Annotated in this window: 23 protein-coding genes; 9 read left to right on the top strand and 14 right to left on the bottom strand. The window is 49.3% G+C overall.

Translation table 11 applies throughout. From position 1 onward, the window contains the following. Nucleotides 1–340: 340 nt before the first annotated feature. A complete protein-coding gene (mgrA, locus tag IE094_RS15000) occupies nucleotides 341–1423 on the bottom strand; it encodes an L-glyceraldehyde 3-phosphate reductase (protein ID WP_189641531.1) in 1083 nt (360 codons plus the stop codon). A gap of 4 nt (nucleotides 1424–1427) precedes the next feature. After that, on the bottom strand, nucleotides 1428–2438 hold the full coding sequence (cobT, locus tag IE094_RS15005; RefSeq protein WP_189641532.1) for a nicotinate-nucleotide--dimethylbenzimidazole phosphoribosyltransferase: 1011 nt from the start codon (nucleotides 2436–2438) through the stop codon (nucleotides 1428–1430). Nucleotides 2439–2525: 87 nt separating this feature from the next. On the opposite strand from cobT, the gene cobS reads away from it, so the two are divergent. After that, nucleotides 2526–3293 carry an adenosylcobinamide-GDP ribazoletransferase gene (cobS, locus tag IE094_RS15010; RefSeq protein WP_189641533.1) on the top strand — a complete coding sequence of 256 codons (768 nt, stop codon included), beginning with the start codon at nucleotides 2526–2528 and terminating at the stop codon, nucleotides 3291–3293. 48 nt (nucleotides 3294–3341) lie between these two features. Here the strand turns inward: cobS and IE094_RS15015 are convergent, their stop codons facing one another. From IE094_RS15015 to IE094_RS15035, 5 genes are all read right to left on the bottom strand, one after another. Next, nucleotides 3342–3857 carry a CarD family transcriptional regulator gene (locus IE094_RS15015; RefSeq protein ID WP_189641534.1) on the bottom strand — a complete coding sequence of 172 codons (516 nt, stop codon included), beginning with the start codon at nucleotides 3855–3857 and terminating at the stop codon, nucleotides 3342–3344. Nucleotides 3858–4134: 277 nt separating this feature from the next. Continuing rightward, a complete protein-coding gene (gene fdxA, locus IE094_RS15020) occupies nucleotides 4135–4473 on the bottom strand; it encodes a ferredoxin FdxA (RefSeq protein ID WP_189641535.1) in 339 nt (112 codons plus the stop codon). Between the two features lie 50 nt (nucleotides 4474–4523). Beyond that, nucleotides 4524–4907 (bottom strand): RNA-binding S4 domain-containing protein, encoded by a 384-nt coding sequence (locus tag IE094_RS15025; RefSeq protein ID WP_189641536.1) that lies wholly within the window; start codon nucleotides 4905–4907, stop codon nucleotides 4524–4526. 3 nt (nucleotides 4908–4910) lie between these two features. Continuing rightward, nucleotides 4911–7553 carry a helicase-related protein gene (locus tag IE094_RS15030; protein ID WP_189641537.1) on the bottom strand — a complete coding sequence of 881 codons (2643 nt, stop codon included), beginning with the start codon at nucleotides 7551–7553 and terminating at the stop codon, nucleotides 4911–4913. A 2-nt stretch (nucleotides 7554–7555) separates the two neighbouring features. After that, the gene (locus tag IE094_RS15035) at nucleotides 7556–8077 is read right to left on the bottom strand and encodes a tetratricopeptide repeat protein (protein ID WP_189641538.1); all 522 of its coding nucleotides are present in this window, start codon (nucleotides 8075–8077) and stop codon (nucleotides 7556–7558) included. Between the two features lie 136 nt (nucleotides 8078–8213). On the opposite strand from IE094_RS15035, the gene IE094_RS15040 reads away from it, so the two are divergent. Together IE094_RS15040 and IE094_RS15045 are read left to right on the top strand one after the other, a co-directional pair. Then, entirely contained in the window at nucleotides 8214–8504 is a 291-nt protein-coding gene (locus IE094_RS15040) for an SCP2 sterol-binding domain-containing protein (RefSeq protein WP_189641539.1), read from the top strand. Between the two features lie 5 nt (nucleotides 8505–8509). Next, nucleotides 8510–9433 carry an alpha/beta hydrolase gene (locus tag IE094_RS15045; RefSeq protein WP_189641540.1) on the top strand — a complete coding sequence of 308 codons (924 nt, stop codon included), beginning with the start codon at nucleotides 8510–8512 and terminating at the stop codon, nucleotides 9431–9433. Here IE094_RS15045 and hisN read toward each other — a convergent pair. The 5 genes from hisN to IE094_RS15070 form a co-directional block, all read right to left on the bottom strand. After that, entirely contained in the window at nucleotides 9430–10230 is an 801-nt protein-coding gene (gene hisN / locus IE094_RS15050; RefSeq protein WP_189641541.1) for a histidinol-phosphatase, read from the bottom strand. The genes IE094_RS15045 and hisN overlap by 4 nt on opposite strands. Before the next feature lie 85 nt (nucleotides 10231–10315). Beyond that, complete coding sequence (locus IE094_RS15055) at nucleotides 10316–10696, bottom strand: helix-turn-helix domain-containing protein (RefSeq protein WP_189641542.1); 381 nt, start codon at nucleotides 10694–10696, stop codon at nucleotides 10316–10318. A gap of 283 nt (nucleotides 10697–10979) precedes the next feature. Next, nucleotides 10980–12800 (bottom strand): translational GTPase TypA, encoded by a 1821-nt coding sequence (typA, locus tag IE094_RS15060; RefSeq protein WP_189641543.1) that lies wholly within the window; start codon nucleotides 12798–12800, stop codon nucleotides 10980–10982. Between the two features lie 114 nt (nucleotides 12801–12914). After that, the gene (locus tag IE094_RS15065) at nucleotides 12915–14276 is read right to left on the bottom strand and encodes an adenylate/guanylate cyclase domain-containing protein (protein ID WP_189641544.1); all 1362 of its coding nucleotides are present in this window, start codon (nucleotides 14274–14276) and stop codon (nucleotides 12915–12917) included. Between the two features lie 131 nt (nucleotides 14277–14407). Beyond that, nucleotides 14408–15298, bottom strand: coding sequence for a LysR family transcriptional regulator (locus IE094_RS15070; RefSeq protein WP_189641545.1), 891 nt, complete (start codon nucleotides 15296–15298; stop codon nucleotides 14408–14410). 123 nt (nucleotides 15299–15421) lie between these two features. On the opposite strand from IE094_RS15070, the gene IE094_RS15075 reads away from it, so the two are divergent. The 3 genes from IE094_RS15075 (at nucleotide 15422) to IE094_RS15085 (ending at nucleotide 17081) form a co-directional block, all read left to right on the top strand. Continuing rightward, a complete protein-coding gene (locus IE094_RS15075) occupies nucleotides 15422–15637 on the top strand; it encodes a DUF1127 domain-containing protein (protein WP_189641546.1) in 216 nt (71 codons plus the stop codon). A gap of 216 nt (nucleotides 15638–15853) precedes the next feature. Continuing rightward, on the top strand, nucleotides 15854–16615 hold the full coding sequence (locus tag IE094_RS15080) for a Bax inhibitor-1/YccA family protein (protein ID WP_189641547.1): 762 nt from the start codon (nucleotides 15854–15856) through the stop codon (nucleotides 16613–16615). A 70-nt stretch (nucleotides 16616–16685) separates the two neighbouring features. Continuing rightward, entirely contained in the window at nucleotides 16686–17081 is a 396-nt protein-coding gene (locus IE094_RS15085) for an MAPEG family protein (protein WP_189641548.1), read from the top strand. Nucleotides 17082–17137: 56 nt separating this feature from the next. Here the strand turns inward: IE094_RS15085 and rpmG are convergent, their stop codons facing one another. Beyond that, the gene (gene rpmG / locus IE094_RS15090) at nucleotides 17138–17305 is read right to left on the bottom strand and encodes a 50S ribosomal protein L33 (protein ID WP_008034579.1); all 168 of its coding nucleotides are present in this window, start codon (nucleotides 17303–17305) and stop codon (nucleotides 17138–17140) included. Nucleotides 17306–17474: 169 nt separating this feature from the next. Here rpmG and IE094_RS15095 point away from each other — a divergent pair, with 169 nt between their 5' ends. Further along, nucleotides 17475–18080 (top strand): glutathione S-transferase family protein, encoded by a 606-nt coding sequence (locus IE094_RS15095; RefSeq protein ID WP_229802377.1) that lies wholly within the window; start codon nucleotides 17475–17477, stop codon nucleotides 18078–18080. On the opposite strand, the gene IE094_RS15100 is transcribed toward IE094_RS15095, so the two are convergent. Further along, nucleotides 18081–18386, bottom strand: a complete 306-nt coding sequence (locus tag IE094_RS15100) for an accessory factor UbiK family protein (protein WP_099594242.1) — start codon at nucleotides 18384–18386, stop codon at nucleotides 18081–18083. Between the two features lie 124 nt (nucleotides 18387–18510). Here IE094_RS15100 and lgt point away from each other — a divergent pair, with 124 nt between their 5' ends. Further along, nucleotides 18511–19410 (top strand): prolipoprotein diacylglyceryl transferase, encoded by a 900-nt coding sequence (gene lgt / locus IE094_RS15105; protein ID WP_189641549.1) that lies wholly within the window; start codon nucleotides 18511–18513, stop codon nucleotides 19408–19410. After that, nucleotides 19407–20471, top strand: coding sequence for a class I SAM-dependent methyltransferase (locus IE094_RS15110; protein WP_189641550.1), 1065 nt, complete (start codon nucleotides 19407–19409; stop codon nucleotides 20469–20471). Before lgt ends, IE094_RS15110 begins: the two co-directional genes overlap by 4 nt.

Here is a 20471-nt window from a genome sequence, read left to right on the forward strand (position 1 = left end):
AACGCAACACCATCAATCAGCGCCGCTTGCAACACTTCAGAAAAGCGGCATAATCAAATCAACGACGAACCAGAGCCTCCATTAATTTATAAGCTCACGTGTTCCAATTTATCTGACGACGGACAGTTCAGATATTTTGTCCCCATATTTTGCGACGAAACGCGCCTACACATTTAAGTAAAAGGGGGGACAGACCCAAATTATGGCAAAAACGAAAGCACTCTTCTCCCTACTGGGGAAGAGAGAAACTGCAAGATCAATGCACCATTAATGAGGTGGAAAAGACCACTTCAAACAAGGGTTATTTTGCGAATAAAGGCACCTTCAAATGCGTTCGCGATTACCCTTGCGATGACTGCGCCCAAAGATTGATGTCTTGATCCGTTGCAATTTCATCAATTTGCGCAAGCTCATCCGCACTGAATTCCAAATTATCTATCGCGCCTACACAATCGATCACCTGTGATGGTTTTGAAGCACCAATCAATGCCGATGTAATTTTACCTTCGCGTAGCACCCAAGCGATTGCCATTTGGGCCAATGTTTGGCCACGATTTTCGGCGATGTCGTTTAACTGGCGAATTTTTGCGATTGCTTTTTCAGACAAGAAACCATCAAGCAACGATTTGCCCTGAACTGCGCGGCCTTCGGTGATTTTCCCACCCAAATATTTGTTGGTTAACATCCCCTGTGCCAGCGGGGTAAAGGCGATTGAACCAATGCCAAGCTCACCCAATGTATCCTTTAGCCCATCGGTTTCGATCCAGCGGTTCAACATATTATAAGATGGCTGATGAATAACACATGGCGTTCCCAGATCCTTGAGGATCGCGGCCGCTTCGCGTGTACGTTGCGAATTATAAGAGGAAATTCCAGCGTATAGCGCGCGCCCTGAACGCACGATATGATCCAGCGCCCCCATGGTTTCCTCCAGCGGGGTGTTGGGGTCAAAACGGTGCGAATAGAAAATATCAACGTAATCAAGCCCCATGCGTTTCAACGATTGATCACAAGATGCGATCAGATATTTCCGGCTCCCCCATTCGCCATATGGCCCTGGCCACATGTCATATCCCGCCTTTGATGAAATCAGTAATTCATCGCGATATCCGTCAAAATCGGTTTTCAGAATTTCGCCAAATGCTTCTTCGGCGCTGCCTGCGGGGGGCCCATAGTTATTGGCCAAATCAAAATGCGTAATGCCCAGATCAAACGCCGTGGTGCAAATATCACGCTTGTTTTGATGCGGAAAGTCATGGCCAAAGTTATGCCAAAGCCCAAGCGATATCGCAGGCAGCTTTAGCCCCGATTTGCCACAGTGGCGATATGGCATGTTATCGTAACGATTTGGGCTTGGTTGATATTTACCCGCGGCAAGGTTTTTTACAGGGCGTTTGGGTTTGTTTTCTGCATCTTTGGTCATTTTGCTATCCTTCTGAAACGCCTGCTTGTGCAAATGTTGCCATGCCCGAATGACAGGCAACCGCAGCTTTTACGATACCAATTGCAAGCGCTGCGCCCGATCCTTCGCCAAGACGCATATCCAACGCCAATAAGGGCTTTTTGTTCAAAGCGGTCAACAGTTTTATATGCGCCTGTTCATCTGATTGATGCCCCGCCACACAATGATCCAATGCGCCAAGTTGTGCGCTTTCCAAACAGGCGGCAGCGGCGGTGCAAATAAAACCATCCAAAATGACGGGAATAGATAAGACACGAGCACGCGCAATTGCGCCAGCCATTGCCACCACCTCGCGCCCACCAAATGCGGCCAAGATTGCCATTGGATCACGATCTGTGTTCGCGGCTAAACCATCGCTGACCACTTGGGATTTCAATGCAACGCCCGCATCATCAACGCCCGTCCCCTTGCCCACCCATGTCGATGGTTCACCGCCAAATAGCGCACAGGCAATTGCCGCGGCTGATGTGGTATTACCGATACCCATTTCGCCCGTCACCAACAGGTCGGTTTCTGGATCAACCGCATCCCATCCGATTTGCAACGCCGCCAGACATTCATCCGCGCTCATTGCAGGGCCTTTGGTGAAATCTTGGGTTGGGTTATCAAGATCAAGCGCATGCACATTCATTTTCGCACCAAATGTTTTGGCCAATTGGTTAATCGCCGCACCACCATGTTGAAAATTCATGACCATTTGCGCGGTCACATCCGCTGGAAACGCAGACACACCGCGCGCGGTCACTCCGTGATTGCCCGCAAAAATAATTACCTGCGGGTTTTCAATTTGGGGGGTCACTTCACCACGCCATGATGCGTACCAAATAGCGATATCTTCCAGTCGCCCCAATGCGCTTGGTGGTTTTGTCAATTGCCCGTTATGCGCGGTGGCATCACGCATTGCTTTCTGGTTGGGGTTCGGCGCATTTGTCAATACGGATTTGAATTCTGAAATCGACGAAAAGGCAGCAGTCATATTTTTACCCTGTTTGCGTGTTGAATTTACACCTCAATAACGGGTATCAGCCAACGATGTAATCCCAATTGCGAAAAGGTAGACGCGATGAACGACGGTGATGGCGAGTTTCAAATTGAAACCCACGATATCTGGGCGGCGGCGAGTTTGCTGACGCGCCTGCCAGTACCCGTGAACCATGAACGTGCAGGACAGCGTGGCGCGGATGCAGCATGGGCATTTCCACTGGTTGGTGTGGTGCTCGGTCTTTTTGCAGGGGTGGTTGCGTATTGTCTCAGCGCGATTGGCTTGCCATCTGGCATGCCAGAGCTGTGCGCGTTGGCAACTTTGGCAATTCTAACGGGTGGTTTACACGAAGATGGGCTTGCCGATTGCGCCGATGGTTTTTGGGGAGCGATGGACGCGGAACGACGCCTTGAAATTATGAAAGACAGCCGCATTGGCGCATATGGCACCTTAGCATTGATTTTCACCGTTTTGTTGACTTGGCTTGGTTTATTGGAAATTGGAACCGAGCGGTTTATTTTGGTGCTGATTGGAATATCTGCATTGTCGCGCCTACCAATGGTGTTAGCGATGTATAGTTTACCCAATGCGCGCCAAACTGGAATGGCGGCGCGCGCAGGCACACCATCGCGTCTAAGCGTAGCAATCGCAACCACACTCTGCGTTGCGATATCAGTTACGATATTTGGATGGCTTGGTCTGCCAATACTGGTGTTCGTAATTCTTGCAACCCTGCCATTGTTCATCATGGCATTGCGCAAATTGGGTGGACAAACGGGTGATGTTTTAGGGGCAAGCCAACAGATCGGCATGATTGCTGCAATCGTTGCGATTATATTGCTCACGTAAAAGCCGCACCCATTGGGCGCGGCTTTCAATCAAATTTGCGCAATGTGATTAGGCGGCAACGGCACGTGATGCCAAAACACCCAACACTTTTTCTGTAGCCATTGCTTCGTCTGTACCATCCACAGCCGCAACTTCACGGATAAGCCGCTCTAACGCCGCTTCGTACAACTGACGCTCGGAATAGGATTGTTCGCGTTGTTCGTCATTGCGGTGCAAATCACGCACAACTTCGGCAATCGCAATCAAATCACCCGAATTGATTTTTTGTTCGTATTCTTGCGCGCGGCGTGACCACATTGCGCGTTTGACACGTGCGCGACCCTTGAGCGTGGTCATTGCTTTGGTAATTTCATCCGCGCTGGCAAGGTTACGCATACCAACAGAATCGGCCTTGGCCGTGGGAACACGCAATGTCATTTTGTCTTTTTCAAATGAAATTACGAATAATTCCATGATGATCCCAGCGACTTCTTGTTCTTCGATCAACGTGATTTTGCCCACACCATGTGCAGGATAAACCACGTAATCGTTCATACGAAAATTGCCGACTTTTTTCTTGGCCATAGATGACTGTTCCTTCTCTCTTGCTCGCGCCCAAACCAAAACTTCTTGGTGGTAAGAATTACCATTACAACAGTTCAAATTTCGGGATTAAATTGCCTGCACAACTGCGCAATAACGATGCGAGCACTCCTTATTCATCCCACACAGTATACCACAAAAAAGCAGCACCTTCCAGCGCTGCTCATTCAACATTAAACGATCCTGTTTTCCCAATGAAATATGGGATTTCGGTAAAATTCGCCCCTATCAATTTCGCAAATGCGCGGAATGGTGCGAATCAGCCGCCTTCGCCTGGGTTTTCGGAAAAATACTTTTCCAATTTGCCCTCTTCGCCATCGCGTTCCTCTGCCTCTGGCAGTTGATCTTTCTTGGTGATGATCACAGGCCAGATTTCGGAATACTTGCGGTTAAACTCTACCCATTTTTCTGTTTCCGGTTCGGTATCGGGGCGAATTGCATCCGCTGGGCATTCGGGTTCGCACACACCACAGTCGATACATTCATCTGGATGAATCACCAGCATATTTTCACCCTCGTAGAAACAATCTACGGGGCAAACCTCGACACAGTCGGTGTATTTACAAGCGATGCACGCATCATTGACGATATATGTCATTGAACATTATTCCTGAACTAACCACGGGTCTAATATGGGTATGCTTACAATCAATCAAGGCTCTTTGGTGAAAAAGAGGACAAGGCGCGACGTTGTTTCCCAGTTGGGCGCCCTTTTCCTTCAAATTTCGGGTTTTGTGGATTATTTTCCCGCTTGGGTTTTGGCGGGGATAAATCTTCGTATAATTCCTGTGCTTCGGATGCGGGACCACGGCGTGTCCCGATACCCGCAATCGTGACGATCCGCTGCCATTCACCTTGGCGAAACAAAACGCGATCACCGATATTTACGGTGGTCGCAGGTTTTTTGATTTTCTGATCGTTTAAGATGATACGCCCATCCGAAATCAGTTTGGCACACATGGAACGGGTTTTAAAAAACCGCGCATACCATAACCATTTATCAATGCGAACTGTGTCGGGCGTATCTGTCAAATGCTATTTACCTTTAAGCGCCATCAAGGCCGCAAACGGATTATCTGGATCAACCGGTTTATCCTTGCGCGGTGGTTTTGCGCTGTGCTTCTTCGGTCCTGTTGATTTCGCGTTGCCTTTTGGCTTGCGTGGTTTTTGCGATTGCTGATTGTCAGGGCGTGCAGCACGCTGTTTTGGAACCCATTTAAAGGTATAGAAGATTTCTGTTGTGTCTTCCTCGGCCTCTGCACCCTCTTTTGCTGGTTTTTCTTCGCCAGCCTCTTGTTTCAGCTTTTCGCGCTCGCCTTTTTCGGCGGCAAAGCCAAGACCTTGCATCAAATCGGCGAATTGCTCCAAGGTCATGCCAGTGATAGATAACATATCACCATTGGCCTCGAACCCAGATTTCACATCTTGGGCGCGGGTTAAATCGGCAAGGCGTTCCAACATATCAATGCGGATCGCACGTGTGCCCGCCAAACGATAACCTGCACGTGGGTAATAACCCTTTGGTGCGCCTTTGACCTCTGGGATTGTGACCAAACCAGCGGGCGGTGCCTCTGGGAATTCGTCCAAGCCTTCCTGGAGCGACCATAAGACCAAACGCAAACGTGTTGGCGCGGGTTTCAACATCAACTGTTGGAAAATTGTGTATTGGCCAAAACGCACGCCGTGTTTGCGCAACAAACCACGTCCGTCTTGATCCAGGTCTTTCACCTCTTTTGCGACCACAGAACGCGGGATTACGCCCAGACTTTCGACAAGGCGAAACGCCAAACCACGGGCAAGGCCAACAATGGCCTCGTCATCGCGAAGCGCGATCAATGATTCAAATGCCGCGGCGATTTTGCGCTCAATGAAATGTGACATACGGCGTTCAACCTTTTTGGCAACATCAACGCCTGCTTCGTCATCAACGAAAACCTCGACCATCGGTGACAACGCATCCGCGCCTGCAACCAATTTGCCAACCGCATGTTCGCCCCACATCAATCCACCCTGTTCGGTGAAATCAAATTCGGTATCGGGTGCATTATACATACGATCCGACCGCAGATTGAATTCTGGCTGAAGTGCCGCAACAGATGCCGCACGCAATGTTTTCGCCTCTTCTGGCGATGCGCTTTTGTCCAATTGGAATCTGAATCCATTCAGATGACCAATAAATTCACCTTCGACGGTTACGCCACCATTGTTGTCTACTTCGGCCACAAGGCTCTCCTTCTGTTTCAAGCGGCGCATCAAAACGGATGTGCGCCGATCGACAAATCGTTGTGTTAATGCACTATGAAGCGCATCTGATAGGCGGTCTTCTACTGCACGTGTTTCCTCGCGCCAATAGTTTTCATTGGCAACCCAGCCCTTTCTTTGGGCAACATAGGTCCATGTGCGGATAAATGCCAATCGCTTGGATAAACTATCAATACCACCGCCGATTTTATCGATATGAGCAATCTGATTGGCAAACCAGTCTTCGGATACCTGCCCAAATTCGTGCAAGAAATTGAAAATGCGTTCGACGATATTGGTGTGATCGGTAAATGAAATGCCCCGAAAATCGGGGATTCGGCAAGTGTCCCACAATAACTGAACCGATGCAGGATCGCTTGCGCGCGCCATGACCTCTGCATCATTATAAACCGCTTGTAATGTGCGCTGATCCTCGGCCGGGCGTGCCTTGATCAACACGCTATCGCTTGATGATTGTTCCAGTGATTTGATCAAGGCATCCACTGTCCCAAAGGACAGTTTTGAATTGCGCCACTGCAATTTTTTCAACGGGGTAAAGCGATGGTTTTCGATGGCTTCCACCACCTCTGGTTCCAATGGTGGGGCTTCGCCCGTCACACCAAATGTGCCCGATGTGCGATACCGCCCTGCCCGCCCCGCGATTTGGGACAATTCATTTGGCATCAATCGGCGCATTTTGCGTCCGTCAAATTTCGACAATCCCGAAAATGCTACATGGGTGATATCCAGATTTAACCCCATGCCAATGGCATCTGTGGCAACCAGATAATCCACATCACCGTTTTGATACATTTCCACCTGTGCATTGCGCGTGCGCGGCGATAACGCCCCCATCACCACTGCTGCACCACCCTTTTGGCGGCGCAACAATTCGGCGATGGCGTAAACATTATCAACGGAAAATCCCACGATTGCACTTCGCGCGGGCATACGGCTTATTTTTTTGGAACCTGCGTAATTCAGTTCGGAAAAACGATCGCGGTGCATGAATTCCACGCCGCGCACCAATTGTGAAATCGGGCCGCGCATGGTGGATGCCCCCATGAACAGCGTTTCATGATGCCCACGCATATTTAACAGACGATCAGTAAACACATGTCCACGTTCAGGATCGGCGCACAATTGAATTTCATCAATGGCGACAAAATCCGCTCCCATGCCTTGGGGCATGGCCTCTACCGTGCACACCCAGAACTGTGCGCGTGCTGGCACGATGCGTTCTTCGCCTGTAACCAGCGCCACAACTGATGGGCCGCGCAATGCCACGATGCGATCATACACTTCGCGTGCCAATAATCGTAATGGTAGGCCGATGATTCCTGTGCGATGTGCCAACATACGTTCGATGGCATAATGCGTTTTGCCGGTGTTGGTTGGCCCCAACACGGCACAGATACGAGATGGATTAAGCGACATTCTTAAAGGGCGGTGCCTTCTAATTCTTGGGTCAAACGTGCCACGGCCTGTTTCACGGGTTCATGGTGTGGGTTTAATTCCAGCACCTGTTCATATGCGGCCAATGCTTCGGCCTTGCGATTCAAACCTTCGTATATTGAACCAAGCCCTGCCAATGCACCGAAATGTCGCGGGTTTAATATCAAAACCTGTCGCACATCCGACAAAGAAAGCCCATATTCATCAATCAAGAAAAACACCGTGGCGCGTGCGTTCCAGCCTTCGGCAAAATCAGGGGCGTGATCAATCAGCGCCGACAGATGTTCAATCGCGGCATCATAATCGCCCGCCTCCATTGCCTTTTGCCCACGTTCCAGCAAATAATCCATGGCATCCGAACCCGATTTCGACCATTCGCGCCAAATCTTTTTTTCAACACCTTCGGGATTGGTTTGATTTGGGTCTTTCAACTGTGCAAACAGATCATCCAGCACGCTATTTTCGGCCAACTCTTGTGCAAATACCGCATTTTTAAGCGGAATCATTCCCAGCGCGACAATAAACACTAGAAATAACGCAACGACGTGCTTTGATATATGGGTATAAATCTGCATGGTGCGCATAGCGTAGCATGCGACACGCAATCAGGAAAAGAACCTTGTCGGTTCAGAGGAGACAAAAATGAGTGATGTAATCAATACAGCCGTAACGGCGATCAACGAAAAACTGGACGGAGAAGGTTTTGACGGTTCAATCAAAATCGTTGTCGACGGCGAAGGTTCACTGATTATCAACGAAAGCGGCGCAGTCGCCAGCGATGATGATGCAGAATGCACAATGACAGCAGACGCCGAAACACTTGCTGGCATTATGACTGGCGAAGTGAACGCAACATCTGCGTTTATGTCAGGCAAATTGGCGGTTGATGGCGACATGTCACAAGCGATGAAACTGGGTACTATTCTGGGTTAATCGTGATGAACGCGCCATTTCATAAATCAGTGGCGCGTGCGCCAAAGGGTACTATCTGTAATTGGATGGTTTGCTCTGATGGAAAACGAATCCGTGTCGCCGGCTGGAAGGGCGGCGACAAGGGTACGGTGTTATTGTTCCAAGGACGCACCGAATATATTGAAAAATACGGCGCGGTTGCCACCCGTTTTGTCGAAATGGGTTACAGCGTTGTTGCTGTCGATTGGCGCGGCCAAGGATTATCCGATCGCTTCGGCGCATCGCGCACTATCGGCCATGTGGATGATTTTGCAGATTTCCAATTGGATATTGCAGCGGTGAATGAATTCATCACCGAACAAGGCTTCCCCGCACCAGAAGTGGCATTGTGCCATTCCATGGGTGGGGCAATCGGGCTTCGCGCGTTGCACAACGGTCTGCCTGTGAAAAAGGTTATTTTTTCCGCACCCATGTGGGGCATATATCTGTCCCCCATGATGAAACCCGTTGCCAGCGCGGTGTCCTCTCTTTCCGCGGCATTGGGTAAAACCGAAAAGCTTGCCCCGACCACCACATTGCAGAATTACGCGATGGTTCAGGAATTTAAGGGTAACACCCTGACCAATAATGCCGATGAATACGCAATGATCCGCAAACAGATTTCCAGCTTTCCCGATTTGGAACTGGGTGGCCCATCGGTGCACTGGATGCGCAAAGCGATGGAAGAAACTGCTACTCTGTGTGAAATGCCCGCACCGAAAACAGACTGTTTGTGTTTTCTCGGATCAAACGAGCAAATCGTGGACAAAGATTGCATTCGCAATGTGATGAATAAATGGCCAAACGGTGAATTGGTGATTTTGGACAATGCCCAACACGAGGTGATGTTAGAAGAAGACCACATCACCGCCGATGTATGGAAACGGATTGAATCCTTTTTGGCGGATTAATACCGCGCTAAAATCTCTAACGCTTGGGAGTGTATGGTTGCGTTTGCCGCTGCTATCACACGCCCGCCATGTTGCGCATCACCACCCTGCCAATCCGTAACAATTCCGCCTGCGGCCGCGATCACGGCCAAGGGGCCTTGGATATCATAAGGGTTTAACCCCGCCTCAATCACCAAATCCACCTGCCCAGCCGCCAACAGGGCATAGGCATAACAATCCATACCATAGCGTGTTAATTTACATTGCTTGGCAACGGCATGGAATGCTTCGCCTTCTTGTTTGCTGCCCACCTCTGGAAAGGTGGTGAAAATGACAGATTCCGACAATGTTGTGGTTTTACGGGTTCCCAGTGGCATTTCACGCCCCGCATGGCGTAACAACGCCGTGCCAAACCCACCGCAATATCGCTCGCCTGTAAACGGTTGATCAACGATCCCAAACACGGGTGCATCACCATCATTGATTGCAATCAAAACGCCCCAGGTTGGCGTACCGCTGATAAATCCGCGCGTACCATCAATCGGGTCCAACACCCACGTCAGCCCAGATTGGCTGGGAATGTCGGGAAATTCTTCGCCCAAAATACCATCATCGGGGCGCTGCACTGTCAAAATATCGCGCATCGCTTGTTCAATTTCGCGATCCGCCAATGTTACGGGATCAAACCCATCCGACAGTTTATTTTCCAACCCCTGTGCGGATTTGCGAAAAAAGTGAAGCGCAATGGGGCGCGCCGCGTCCGCCAATTCATGTGCAACCGTCATCAGTTCAATTTGAAGTTGTGAGGGTTGTTGCATAAAAAATTCCCGCTGTGGTTCACACAACGGGAATTTCACAATCATTGGCAACGGTCAAGCCACCGGTACTGGTTAATCTGAAAACTTACGCTGCTTCGGAAAGCACACGCGCAAGATCAAACAGCTTGCGACGTTGGTTTTCTGGGATTGCATAATATGAACGCACCAATGCCAAGGCTTCTTTGTCTGCCAATAAATCTGTATCGCTTGGTGCTGGTTCTGCGGTGATTTCAGTTTCGATTTCACCGTTTTGAACACCATCAAAAAAGAAATGCACAGGCACTTCTAATGTTTCCGCGATATCCCACAAACGAGACGCGCTCACGCGGTTCATGCCTGTTTCGTATTTCTGAATTTGTTGAAATTTAATCCCCACCGATTCAGCCAATTGTTGCTGTGTCATTCCGACCATCCAACGACGATACCGAATTTTTTTGCCTACATGCACATCTACTGGATGTTTCATACTATTTACCCTTACTTCACCCTAAGGCGATCATTAATTGTTTCACTCCCCTAGAATATACAGCAAAAACCGCCCCGATGCATCGTGATGCACTTTGACCCACGTAAATAAATTAGGAGAGTAAGTAATTGAAATTAAATAAAATATTCTAGAAATTTCCTCAGAAAATCTGAGAAAATTTAGAAAGCATTTACCGTATGGTTAATAAAAAAAGGAAATCTTTGCATTATGCAAAGATTTCCTTTTGTAAGAGATTCGTCGTAAATGAATCAAAAATACAAGTTTAACTTGCAACTTTGCTCATGCGTTTACGCTCATTTGGATCAAGATAACGTTTACGCAGACGAATGTTGTTTGGTGTCACTTCTACCAATTCATCGTTGTCGATATATGCGATGGCTTCTTCCAGTGACAATTTCATAGGTGTCGTCAAACGCACAGCTTCGTCTGTACCAGATGCGCGCACGTTGGTCAGCTTTTTACCCTTAAGCGGGTTCACTTCCAGATCGTTTTCACGGTTATGCTCGCCAATGATCATCCCTTGGTACACGTCTTCTTGTGCGCCGATAAAAAATTTACCACGATCTTCGAGGTTGAAAATCGCATAGGAAACGGATTGTCCGTTTTCCATGGAAATCAATACACCCGCGCGACGACCAGGGATTGGCCCTTTGAACGGTGCCCAGTCATGGAACACGCGGTTAATCACGCCAGTACCACGAGTATCTGTCAAAAATTCACCGTGATAACCAATCAAGCCACGTGCAGGCACATGGGCGATGATACGTGTTTTGCCACCACCAGCGGATTTCATTTCGGTCAACTCACCGCGGCGTACACCTGTAAGTTTTTCAATCACCGCACCAGAATATTCGTCATCAACGTCGATGGTCACCTCTTCGATAGGTTCCATTTTCTGGCCGTTTTCTTCACGCAGCAAAACTTGTGGGCGTGAAATTGACAATTCAAACCCTTCGCGGCGCATGTTTTCAATCAAAACGCCCATTTGCAATTCGCCACGACCCGCAACTTCGAAGGCTTCACCACCGGGTGTGTCGGACACTTTGATCGCAACGTTTGATTCTGCTTCTTTCATCAAACGATCACGGATCACACGTGATTGAACCTTTTTGCCATCGCGACCGGCCAGGGGGCTGTCGTTGATACCAAAGGTTACAGTGATGGTTGGCGGATCAATCGGTTGTGCTGGGATTGCTTCGCTTACGGAAACATCTGCCAATGTGTCAGCAACAGTCGCCTTGGACATACCAGCGATGGAAACAATGTCCCCAGCCTCGGCCGTTTCAATTGCGGTTTGTTCCAAACCACGGAATGCCAAAATCTTGGTCACGCGGAAATTTTCGATCAATGTGCCATCGCGTGACATTGCTTTGATCTGCTGTCCTGCCTTCATCGTGCCTGTTTCAACACGACCTGTCAGCAAACGACCCAAAAATGGATCGCCGCCCAATGTTGTCGCCAACATGGTGAAAGGTTTTGCCTGTTCTGCGATTTGTTTTGGTGCAGGAACATGTTCCAAGATCAAATCAAACAATGCAGACAAATCTTTGCGTGGGCCGTCCAATTCCATATCGGCCCAGCCGCTACGGCCTGATGCGTACATGGTTGGGAAATCAAGTTGTTCGTCTGTTGCATCAAGGTTTGCAAACAAATCGAAACATTCGTCCAATGCGCGATCAGGTTCGCCATCGGGTTTATCAACTTTGTTCACCACAACAATTGGGCGCAAGCCCAGCGCCAAGGCTTTCGATGTTACGAATTTGGTCTGTGGCATCGGACCTTCGGCCGCATCAACCAACAATACAACACCATCAACCATGGACAAGATACGTTCAACTTCGCCGCCGAAGTCGGCGTGGCCGGGTGTATCCACGATATTAATACGTGTGTTGTTCCAAACAACAGACGTCGGTTTAGCGAAAATCGTAATCCCACGTTCGCGTTCCAGATCGTTGCTGTCCATCGCGCGTTCTTGCGTGGCTTCGTTTTCGCGGTAAATACCAGACTGTTTCAACAGCTCGTCAACCAATGTGGTTTTGCCGTGGTCAACGTGTGCGATAATCGCAATATTTCTCAGGTCCATAACAAGGCGCCTTTATAGGAGGAAAGAGTTCCTCGCGCCCTTAGACCAGAAATGAAGCAATGGCTAGTGTTAATCGTTCATAACCCTGCGCGGAATACAATCGATGTGGGGTTATCATCCGGCTTTTCGCCCGATTAAGGTGGAAACCTGTTGATCCCCCAACCCTTTTAACCGTTTGGTTTTTGCCGGTGAAAATTCATAGACATTTTCCAACCGCGCACGGGTTTCTTTGGATGTTTGAATTTCGCCCACCTGCGCACTTGATTGCAATCGTGAGGCCAAATTCACTGTATCGCCCCACATGTCGTAATAAAACTTCAACCGCCCAACCACGCCTGCGGTCACGGGGCCCACATGAATACCAATGCGCAAATTCATCGCGCCCTGCCCGTTATAGGATAACTCTTGCGTAATACGGCGCATATCCAGCGCCAGCTCTGCAATTTTGGCAAGGTTCTCATCGCCCCCGTTATTCAATCCCCCCGCCACCATATAGGCATCGCCTGATGTTTTGATCTTTTCCAGACCAGCCCCATCAACGAGATCGTCGAATTTGGAAAAAACCTCATTTAACAATGCAACCAACCTTGCCGCAGGCATACGCGAGGCATTCGGGGTAAAATCCACCAGATCCGCGAACAACACCACCACATCGGGCAAATCATCCGCGATCATTTGTTCTGGGTTTTCTTTCAACCGTTCCACCACCGATTTGGGCAAGATATTTTGCAACAATCGGTCAGATTGGCTATAGGCTACGGCAAGTTGTTCCGCTTGTTCCCTGGCCAAAACCTGCGCCTTTAGCGCCTCGACATAAGCGTAATGCACCAGAAAATAGATGAATACAGTTAAAACAATCGCAACACTGATTGCGCCCTGCGTAATCGGGAGCTTTTGTGGCGAATGAAACAGTGATCCCATCGGGTTTAATTCGGTGATCATCCACGGGTGGTTGAATTCTGGCAAATACGGCGCGATCAAATAGACCAACGCCTCCACCCCGACGATCACCACCAACCACATCCACGATTTATGTGGGCCCCTTACGGTGATCGCAAGCAGTGGAAAAAACACCGGCACCAATAAATCCGCGCCGCGGTTTCCCACAACAGAAAAGCTGAACAACATCACAAACGCCACTGCGGTTCCCAAAACATCAAATGCCAACCAAGCCTTTTGTGTGAAATGTAAAACGGCCAGTGTAATCATGCTAATCGCGATGATGAACAAATCCACCGCATGAACATAGGGCGTGCGCCCAGGATCAAAATAAAAAATCGTTGCGGGGATGCAAAATGCAATCAGCACAAATGCAAATAGTGATTTAATGCGTTTGCTAAACGGGGTGTCGGTTTCGCTGTGTCCAATGGGTAAATATTTCGCAAGCCCAACCGTTGGTGCAATCGAATCCATTTCACTGGCCCGCATCGGGCGCTCTGTGAAATAGTCTTGATAGCTTTGCTTTCCCTTTGACATAACACCCAATCGTTAATCGCAGCAGATGCATTCAGCATCTGATAAAACCATGGGAAATAAAAGGCGAAACGTGTTTTGCCAGTGCCAGATGTCACATAATTCGTGGCAATACCGCCCGATGGTGTGCATCATCAGACAGCAACCAGCGCAGGTGTCTTTTTGCGCGGGTACAGTCCATTTTTATATTCCGCAATAATCAATTCACCCACCCGATCCAGCAATACATCCTGTGAATTTGCCTTGTGCATGGTGATTAAAAATTCGGGCAAGGCGGGTAATCCTGCCTCTGCTGGTACTTCGCACCAATCGGGCTGTTGCGTGCTTTTCAAACAGGCATGCAATGCTAACCCTGCGCTTACGCTGACCTCGACCGTGCGCGCGTGTTTGGTTTCAACCACCACTTCCCACGGAATGCCCACCTGATCCAAAGCCTCGATCACGAATGATCTGAACAAACAATGGTCTTCATATGCCAATGGCAATGGGCGTTGGTTCCAAATGCGGCTTTCTTTATCCGCGAACCATGTCAGGCTGGATGCTGTAATAACCGTGGCGCCATCGGGGCAACGTGCCTCTGTTCCCAAAATTAAATCAACTTCACCACGTTCCAATTTGCGTTTCAATTCCACTGTGAATGACGACAACAGATTCACCTTTACGCGCGGAAACTCCTGTTTAAAGCGGCGCAAAACCTGTGGGATATGGGGGTAAACGATGTCATGGGGCACGCCGATTGTCACCTCGCCCTCAAAATCATCGGCGGTCAGACGATTCCATGCCTCGTCATTCAACGACAATAATCTGCGCCCATAGCTGAGCAACAATTCGCCTTGTGCGGTTAACCCAATGCTGCGCGCTGATCGATCCAACAATTGCAACCCCATGGATTCTTCTAGCCGTTTAAGCTGCATTGACACCGCCGATTGCGTCAGATGCAATTGCGCCGCCGCCTTTGTTACGCCGCCAACATCGGCAACAGTTACAAACGAGCGCAGCGCGGTCATATCCAGATTTCGTATCACATCACAATCCTTGATGGGTTTGGTCACAATCATTCGTTTCTAAAATACATCACAGTCTGACATAACAATCAAGAAAATTGATGAAATTCACAGATTACATAACGAAACGGAAAGGGTAATCAGATGTCATACGCACCAACTAAATCCTACGCTTGCGCGCCAGGCCAACAAAAATCCTTTTTACAAAAAATCTTTGCAATGAACGCATTGCACCGCCAGCGCAAACAACTGGCCAACCTGCCAACATCTGCGCTTGCCGACATTGGCCTGACGACACAAGACGTCGCCGTTGAACAACGCAAATCATTGTGGGATGCACCCGTTTATTTTCGCAAATAACCTGTTCCACCCCCCAAACAAATAAATGCTTATACTCCCCTAAAGCATTCCCCTTGCATGAATTTGCGAGGGGTTTTTTGTTTCTGGCCACAAATCGTGCAATTTCGTTCGAATTCACTAAACATTCCCGTGATTTACCTTGAAGTTTCACGCCATTTCCCCAATATTTAGGACAAGAGCGCATTTTGCGCCAAGCCAACCTTTGAGGAGAGTATAATGGCCGATTTTGAAACAATCCGCCGCGCCGGCGCCGGGGCGATGTCTGACATCGACGAAGGTCTGCGCAGCCACATGAACCGTGTTTACGGTATCATGTCATTGGGCATGCTGGTAACAGCAATCGTTGCCTATGTCGTGGGTATGGATTTTGCCGCTGCACGCGCAGGGCAGGAAACCATGCTTTTGTCACCTGAATTATTGCAAACAATGTTCACAAGCCCTGTGCGTTACATCATCATGTTTGCCCCGCTTGCCATTGTGTTTGGTTTTGGAGCTGGGATTAACCGCATGTCTGAAAACACAGCGCGCGGTGTGTTCATCCTGTTTGCCGCTGTGATGGGTTTGTCGATCTCTTGGATCTTCGCCGTCTACACTGGTGCATCAATTGCAACCACATTCTTGGCCACAGCAATCGCCTTCGCCAGCTTGTCTTTGTACGGTTACACAACCAAGCGTGACATCTCTGCATGGGGTTCATTCTTAATCATGGGTGTGATTGGCCTGATCGTTGCATCATTGCTAAACATCTGGATCGGTTCCGCTGGTTTGTCATTCGCGATTTCATTGATCGGTATCTTGGTGTTTGCAGGCCTTACAGCCTATGACACGCAGAACATCAAAAACACTTATATCGCCATGGCATCTGCTGGCCAAACCGAGTGGTTGGGCAAAGCAGCAATCATGGGTGCGTTGAACCTGTACTTGGACTTCTTGAACATGTTCATGTTCTTGCTCAACTTCATGGGCAGCAGCGAATAGTCACCGCTACATAAACGCCAAAGGCCGGGACAAACGTTCCGGCCTTTTTTATATCAAACAGGGGAATAACATGACCAATTTAATTGTCACCAGCACCACCGCCGTCATCATGGCCATATGGATGTTGGCACAAACCATCAGCGTGATCAAAATGCGCAGATCCGAGCGGATCGTGCATGGTGATGCTAACAACAAAACCGTGATGAAACGCATTCGCGGACACGCCAATAACGTGGAACAAGCGCCACTATTTTTGATCTTGCTCGGACTGGTAGAATACCAACAAATGGCGTCATGCACGGTCTTGGCGATTGTCGCTGCGATATTTGTGATTGGGCGTTTATCGCATGGCTATTATTTCTTAGACATCGGCGCAAAACACACATTTCGCCAATACGGAATGTTGGCAACAATGATCGCACAGATCGCAATCATCCTGTGCCTGATTATCGGATTGTTGTTCTAAAAACGAAAAAGCCGCGCTCGATGGCGCGGCTTAAAATTCTGTCAAAGCGATCAAGACTATTTAATCTTGCCTTCTTTGTATTCCACGTGCTTACGCACAACTGGGTCATATTTCTTCACAACCATTTTTTCAGTCATGGTGCGGGCATTTTTCTTGGTCACGTAAAAGTGGCCAGTATCCGCTGTGGAATTCAGGCGGATTTTAATTGTGGTTGGCTTCGCCATGGTTTTTCTCCGTACAGCGGGGCAATCCCGCGAAATCTTGAAATGGCCTTTTAACCGCTGGGTAACACGAGTCAAGCGCCAAAGCCCGAGATTCATTCAAAACACCGCGCAATATTTGGTTTCACAGTGATCGCAGCTGCGCTAGCCTACCCCAAATGGGGATCATCTGATGAAATTATACCACAATCCGCAAACCATCGCATTGGCCAGCCTGATTGCAATGCATGAAACGGGCGCGAAATTCGAAACCATTCTGGTCGATATTGGGGCCGCAGCGCAACAATCCCCCGAATACCTTGGCATCAATCCCAAGGGGCGCGTGCCTGCGTTGATCACGGATAATGGGATCATTACCGAAACCATCGCTATATTGGGGTATCTGGCCACGATGTTTCCCGCCGCCAAACTCACACCAACGGATCCTTATCAATTTGCCAAGATGCAGGAATTTAACAGCTATCTTGCCAGCACCGTTCATGTGAACCACGCCCATAAATTGCGCGGGGGTCGTTGGGCGACACAAGAATCATCATTCAATGATATGCGTGCCAAGATTGCTCAAAACATGTTGGAATGTTTTCAATTGATCGAACGTGAATATCTGCGCGGGCCGTGGGTGATGGGCAATCAATACACAATCGCCGATCCCTATCTGTTTGCAATCAGCCGTTGGTTAACGGGGGATGGCGTGGATATGAACGCCCTGCCCGCCATCACAAAACATAGTGCTGCCATGAATGAACGCGCGGCGGTCAAACGCGCGCTTGCCGTGTAGTTATTTTTTAGCGGCTGGTTTCTTGGCCGCTGGCTTTTTCGCCGCTGCTTTGCGCGGTGTTGGCTTTGCCGCTGCTTCTAGCGCATCAATTCGCGCCATCAGCGCATCATTTTCAACGCGTGCCTTTTGCGCCATTGCCTTGACCGCATCAAATTCTTCGCGTGTGACAAAATCACGATCCGCCAACCAACGATCGATCCAGCTTTTCATGGCGGTTTCCGCTTCGTCCTTGGCACCTTGGGCAACACCCATGGCATTGGTCATGATTGCAGACATATCATCGAAAAATTTATTTGGTGTCGACATTGGGTATTCTCCATTTCGCGGTTCCCTGTTCACTATATGGGGATAATTGCGCCAATTGCCAAGCGAATGCTTGACAACAAAGCGTCGCAGGCCAAAAACCCCCTAAAACAAGTCGGAGCATTCCATGATCGCCCTTTTACCATTTCCAGATATTGATCCCGTGCTGGTGTCATTCGAAATCCTTGGGCGTGAATTTGCGATCCATTGGTATGCGATTGCCTATATTGTTGGTTTTCTGTTGGCATGGCGTTGGATCATCGCGCTGGTTGCACGCCCACAATTGTGGCGGGATGATACCGCGCCGATGCAAAAACAACATGTAGAGGATTTGCTGACATGGATGGTAATCGGCACGATCCTTGGCGGGCGCATTGGTTATATCTTGTTTTACAATTTTGGCGAATTCATCGCCGAACCCGCACGGATTTTGCGCATCTGGGAGGGCGGCATGTCTTTTCATGGCGGGTTTATCGGCGTGGTTTTGGCAGGATTGTTGTTTTGCTGGAAAAACAAGCTTCCCGCTTGGTCAGTTGGCGATGCGATTGCCAGTAGCGCGCCCTTTGGCCTGTTCCTTGGGCGGATTGCCAATTTTATCAATGCCGAACTTTGGGGCCGTCCCACAGATGCGCCATGGGGTGTCATTTTCCCAACAGAGGCGGCACAATCCTGTGGCCAAGCCTTGGGCGAGCTTTGCGCACGCCATCCAAGCCAGCTTTATGAAGCAATGCTAGAGGGTTTGATATTATTCGCCGCCATTGCCTATCTGATTTTGCGCCGCAATGCGTTGAAAACACCGGGTATTATCATCGGGGTGTTTTTCCTTGGCTACGGGCTTGCCCGCACATTCGTCGAAGGTTTCCGCCAAGCAGACGCACAATTCATCACATCCGATAATCCGTTTGGCCGTGTGATCCGTTTGGGCACAGATGTGGATAGTTTTGGCCTGTCCATGGGGCAGCTATTATCACTGCCAATGGTATTTATCGGCATCGCCATCATCATTTATGCAAAGCGACGCACATGACCCCGCTGCATGAAATATTGCTGCGCCAAATCGCGCGTGTTGGCCCGATCAGTGTCGCGGATTTCATGACACAGGCCTTGTTGCATCCCGATCATGGCTATTACACCACCACCACCCCGATTGGGCGCGGTGGTGATTTTGTCACCGCCCCTGAAATCAGCCAGATGTTTGGTGAATTGATCGGGTTGTCATTGGCGCAAGCATGGCTTGACCAAGGATCGCCTGCCCCGTTTCATCTGTGCGAAATTGGACCCGGCAAGGGGACATTGATGGGTGATATTTTGCGTGCGACCAAATCCGTGCCCAATTTTCACGCCGCCATGAATGTGATCCTGATCGAGGCCAGCCCGACGTTGCAAGCTGTGCAAAAACAAACATTGTCGGGCGTGGCTGTCACATGGCTTGATTCCGTGGCCGCCATGCCCGATGGGCCGATGTTTATGGTGGCAAATGAATTTTTCGACTGTTTGCCAATTCGCCAATTTCGCCGCAACGATACCGGCTGGCAGGAACAAATGATTGGCGCTGAAAATGATGCGTTTCATTTCGTGCTTGGCACGCAAAGCCCCGCAGATTTATTTCACACGCGCGCCGATTTACCAACAGGTGCAATCATTGAAACATCTGCCGCGGGCAATGCGATTATGGACACGTTATCGCGCCATATCGCCAATTTTGGTGGTGCATTCATCGCTCTGGATTATGGCGATTGGGGCACGCATGGCGATACGTTCCAAGCGATCAAAAACCATGAAAAATCCGATCCGTTGTTGTATGTTGGATGCGCTGATTTAACCGCGCATGTGGATTTTCACGCGCTTGGCGAAACCGCCAAAGCCCACGCCAAAATTTCACAAATGATCCCCCAAGGTGTTTTACTGGAACGTCTTGGCATCACCGCACGTGCGCAACAACTGGCGGCAAAGCTATCTGGTGAAGCGCTGGAAAATCATATCGCTGCGCACAAACGCTTGACCCACCCATCAGAAATGGGGACACTTTTCAAAGCGCTGGCGGTTGTACCACACAACGCGCCCCTGCCCGCTGGATTCGAGGGTTAA

Source organism: Paramylibacter ulvae, from assembly GCF_014652655.1.
GTDB classification, from domain to species: Bacteria; Pseudomonadota; Alphaproteobacteria; order Rhodobacterales; family Rhodobacteraceae; genus Amylibacter; species Amylibacter ulvae.

Excerpts from the sequence above, each read along its gene's own strand:
- mgrA (WP_189641531.1), bottom strand. The coding sequence starts at position 1,423 with ATGACCAAAGATGCAGAAAACAAACCCAAACGCCCTGTAAAAAACCTT.
- cobT (WP_189641532.1), bottom strand. The coding sequence starts at position 2,438 with ATGACTGCTGCCTTTTCGTCGATTTCAGAATTCAAATCCGTATTGACA.
- cobS (WP_189641533.1), top strand. The coding sequence starts at position 2,526 with ATGAACGACGGTGATGGCGAGTTTCAAATTGAAACCCACGATATCTGG.
- IE094_RS15015 (WP_189641534.1), bottom strand. The coding sequence starts at position 3,857 with ATGGCCAAGAAAAAAGTCGGCAATTTTCGTATGAACGATTACGTGGTT.
- fdxA (WP_189641535.1), bottom strand. The coding sequence starts at position 4,473 with ATGACATATATCGTCAATGATGCGTGCATCGCTTGTAAATACACCGAC.
- IE094_RS15030 (WP_189641537.1), bottom strand. The coding sequence starts at position 7,553 with ATGTCGCTTAATCCATCTCGTATCTGTGCCGTGTTGGGGCCAACCAAC.
- IE094_RS15035 (WP_189641538.1), bottom strand. The coding sequence starts at position 8,077 with ATGATTCCGCTTAAAAATGCGGTATTTGCACAAGAGTTGGCCGAAAAT.
- IE094_RS15040 (WP_189641539.1), top strand. The coding sequence starts at position 8,214 with ATGAGTGATGTAATCAATACAGCCGTAACGGCGATCAACGAAAAACTG.
- IE094_RS15045 (WP_189641540.1), top strand. The coding sequence starts at position 8,510 with ATGAACGCGCCATTTCATAAATCAGTGGCGCGTGCGCCAAAGGGTACT.
- hisN (WP_189641541.1), bottom strand. The coding sequence starts at position 10,230 with ATGCAACAACCCTCACAACTTCAAATTGAACTGATGACGGTTGCACAT.
- IE094_RS15055 (WP_189641542.1), bottom strand. The coding sequence starts at position 10,696 with ATGAAACATCCAGTAGATGTGCATGTAGGCAAAAAAATTCGGTATCGT.
- typA (WP_189641543.1), bottom strand. The coding sequence starts at position 12,800 with ATGGACCTGAGAAATATTGCGATTATCGCACACGTTGACCACGGCAAA.
- IE094_RS15065 (WP_189641544.1), bottom strand. The coding sequence starts at position 14,276 with ATGTCAAAGGGAAAGCAAAGCTATCAAGACTATTTCACAGAGCGCCCG.
- IE094_RS15075 (WP_189641546.1), top strand. The coding sequence starts at position 15,422 with ATGTCATACGCACCAACTAAATCCTACGCTTGCGCGCCAGGCCAACAA.
- IE094_RS15080 (WP_189641547.1), top strand. The coding sequence starts at position 15,854 with ATGGCCGATTTTGAAACAATCCGCCGCGCCGGCGCCGGGGCGATGTCT.
- IE094_RS15085 (WP_189641548.1), top strand. The coding sequence starts at position 16,686 with ATGACCAATTTAATTGTCACCAGCACCACCGCCGTCATCATGGCCATA.
- rpmG (WP_008034579.1), bottom strand. The coding sequence starts at position 17,305 with ATGGCGAAGCCAACCACAATTAAAATCCGCCTGAATTCCACAGCGGAT.
- IE094_RS15095 (WP_229802377.1), top strand. The coding sequence starts at position 17,475 with ATGAAATTATACCACAATCCGCAAACCATCGCATTGGCCAGCCTGATT.
- IE094_RS15100 (WP_099594242.1), bottom strand. The coding sequence starts at position 18,386 with ATGTCGACACCAAATAAATTTTTCGATGATATGTCTGCAATCATGACC.
- lgt (WP_189641549.1), top strand. The coding sequence starts at position 18,511 with ATGATCGCCCTTTTACCATTTCCAGATATTGATCCCGTGCTGGTGTCA.
- IE094_RS15110 (WP_189641550.1), top strand. The coding sequence starts at position 19,407 with ATGACCCCGCTGCATGAAATATTGCTGCGCCAAATCGCGCGTGTTGGC.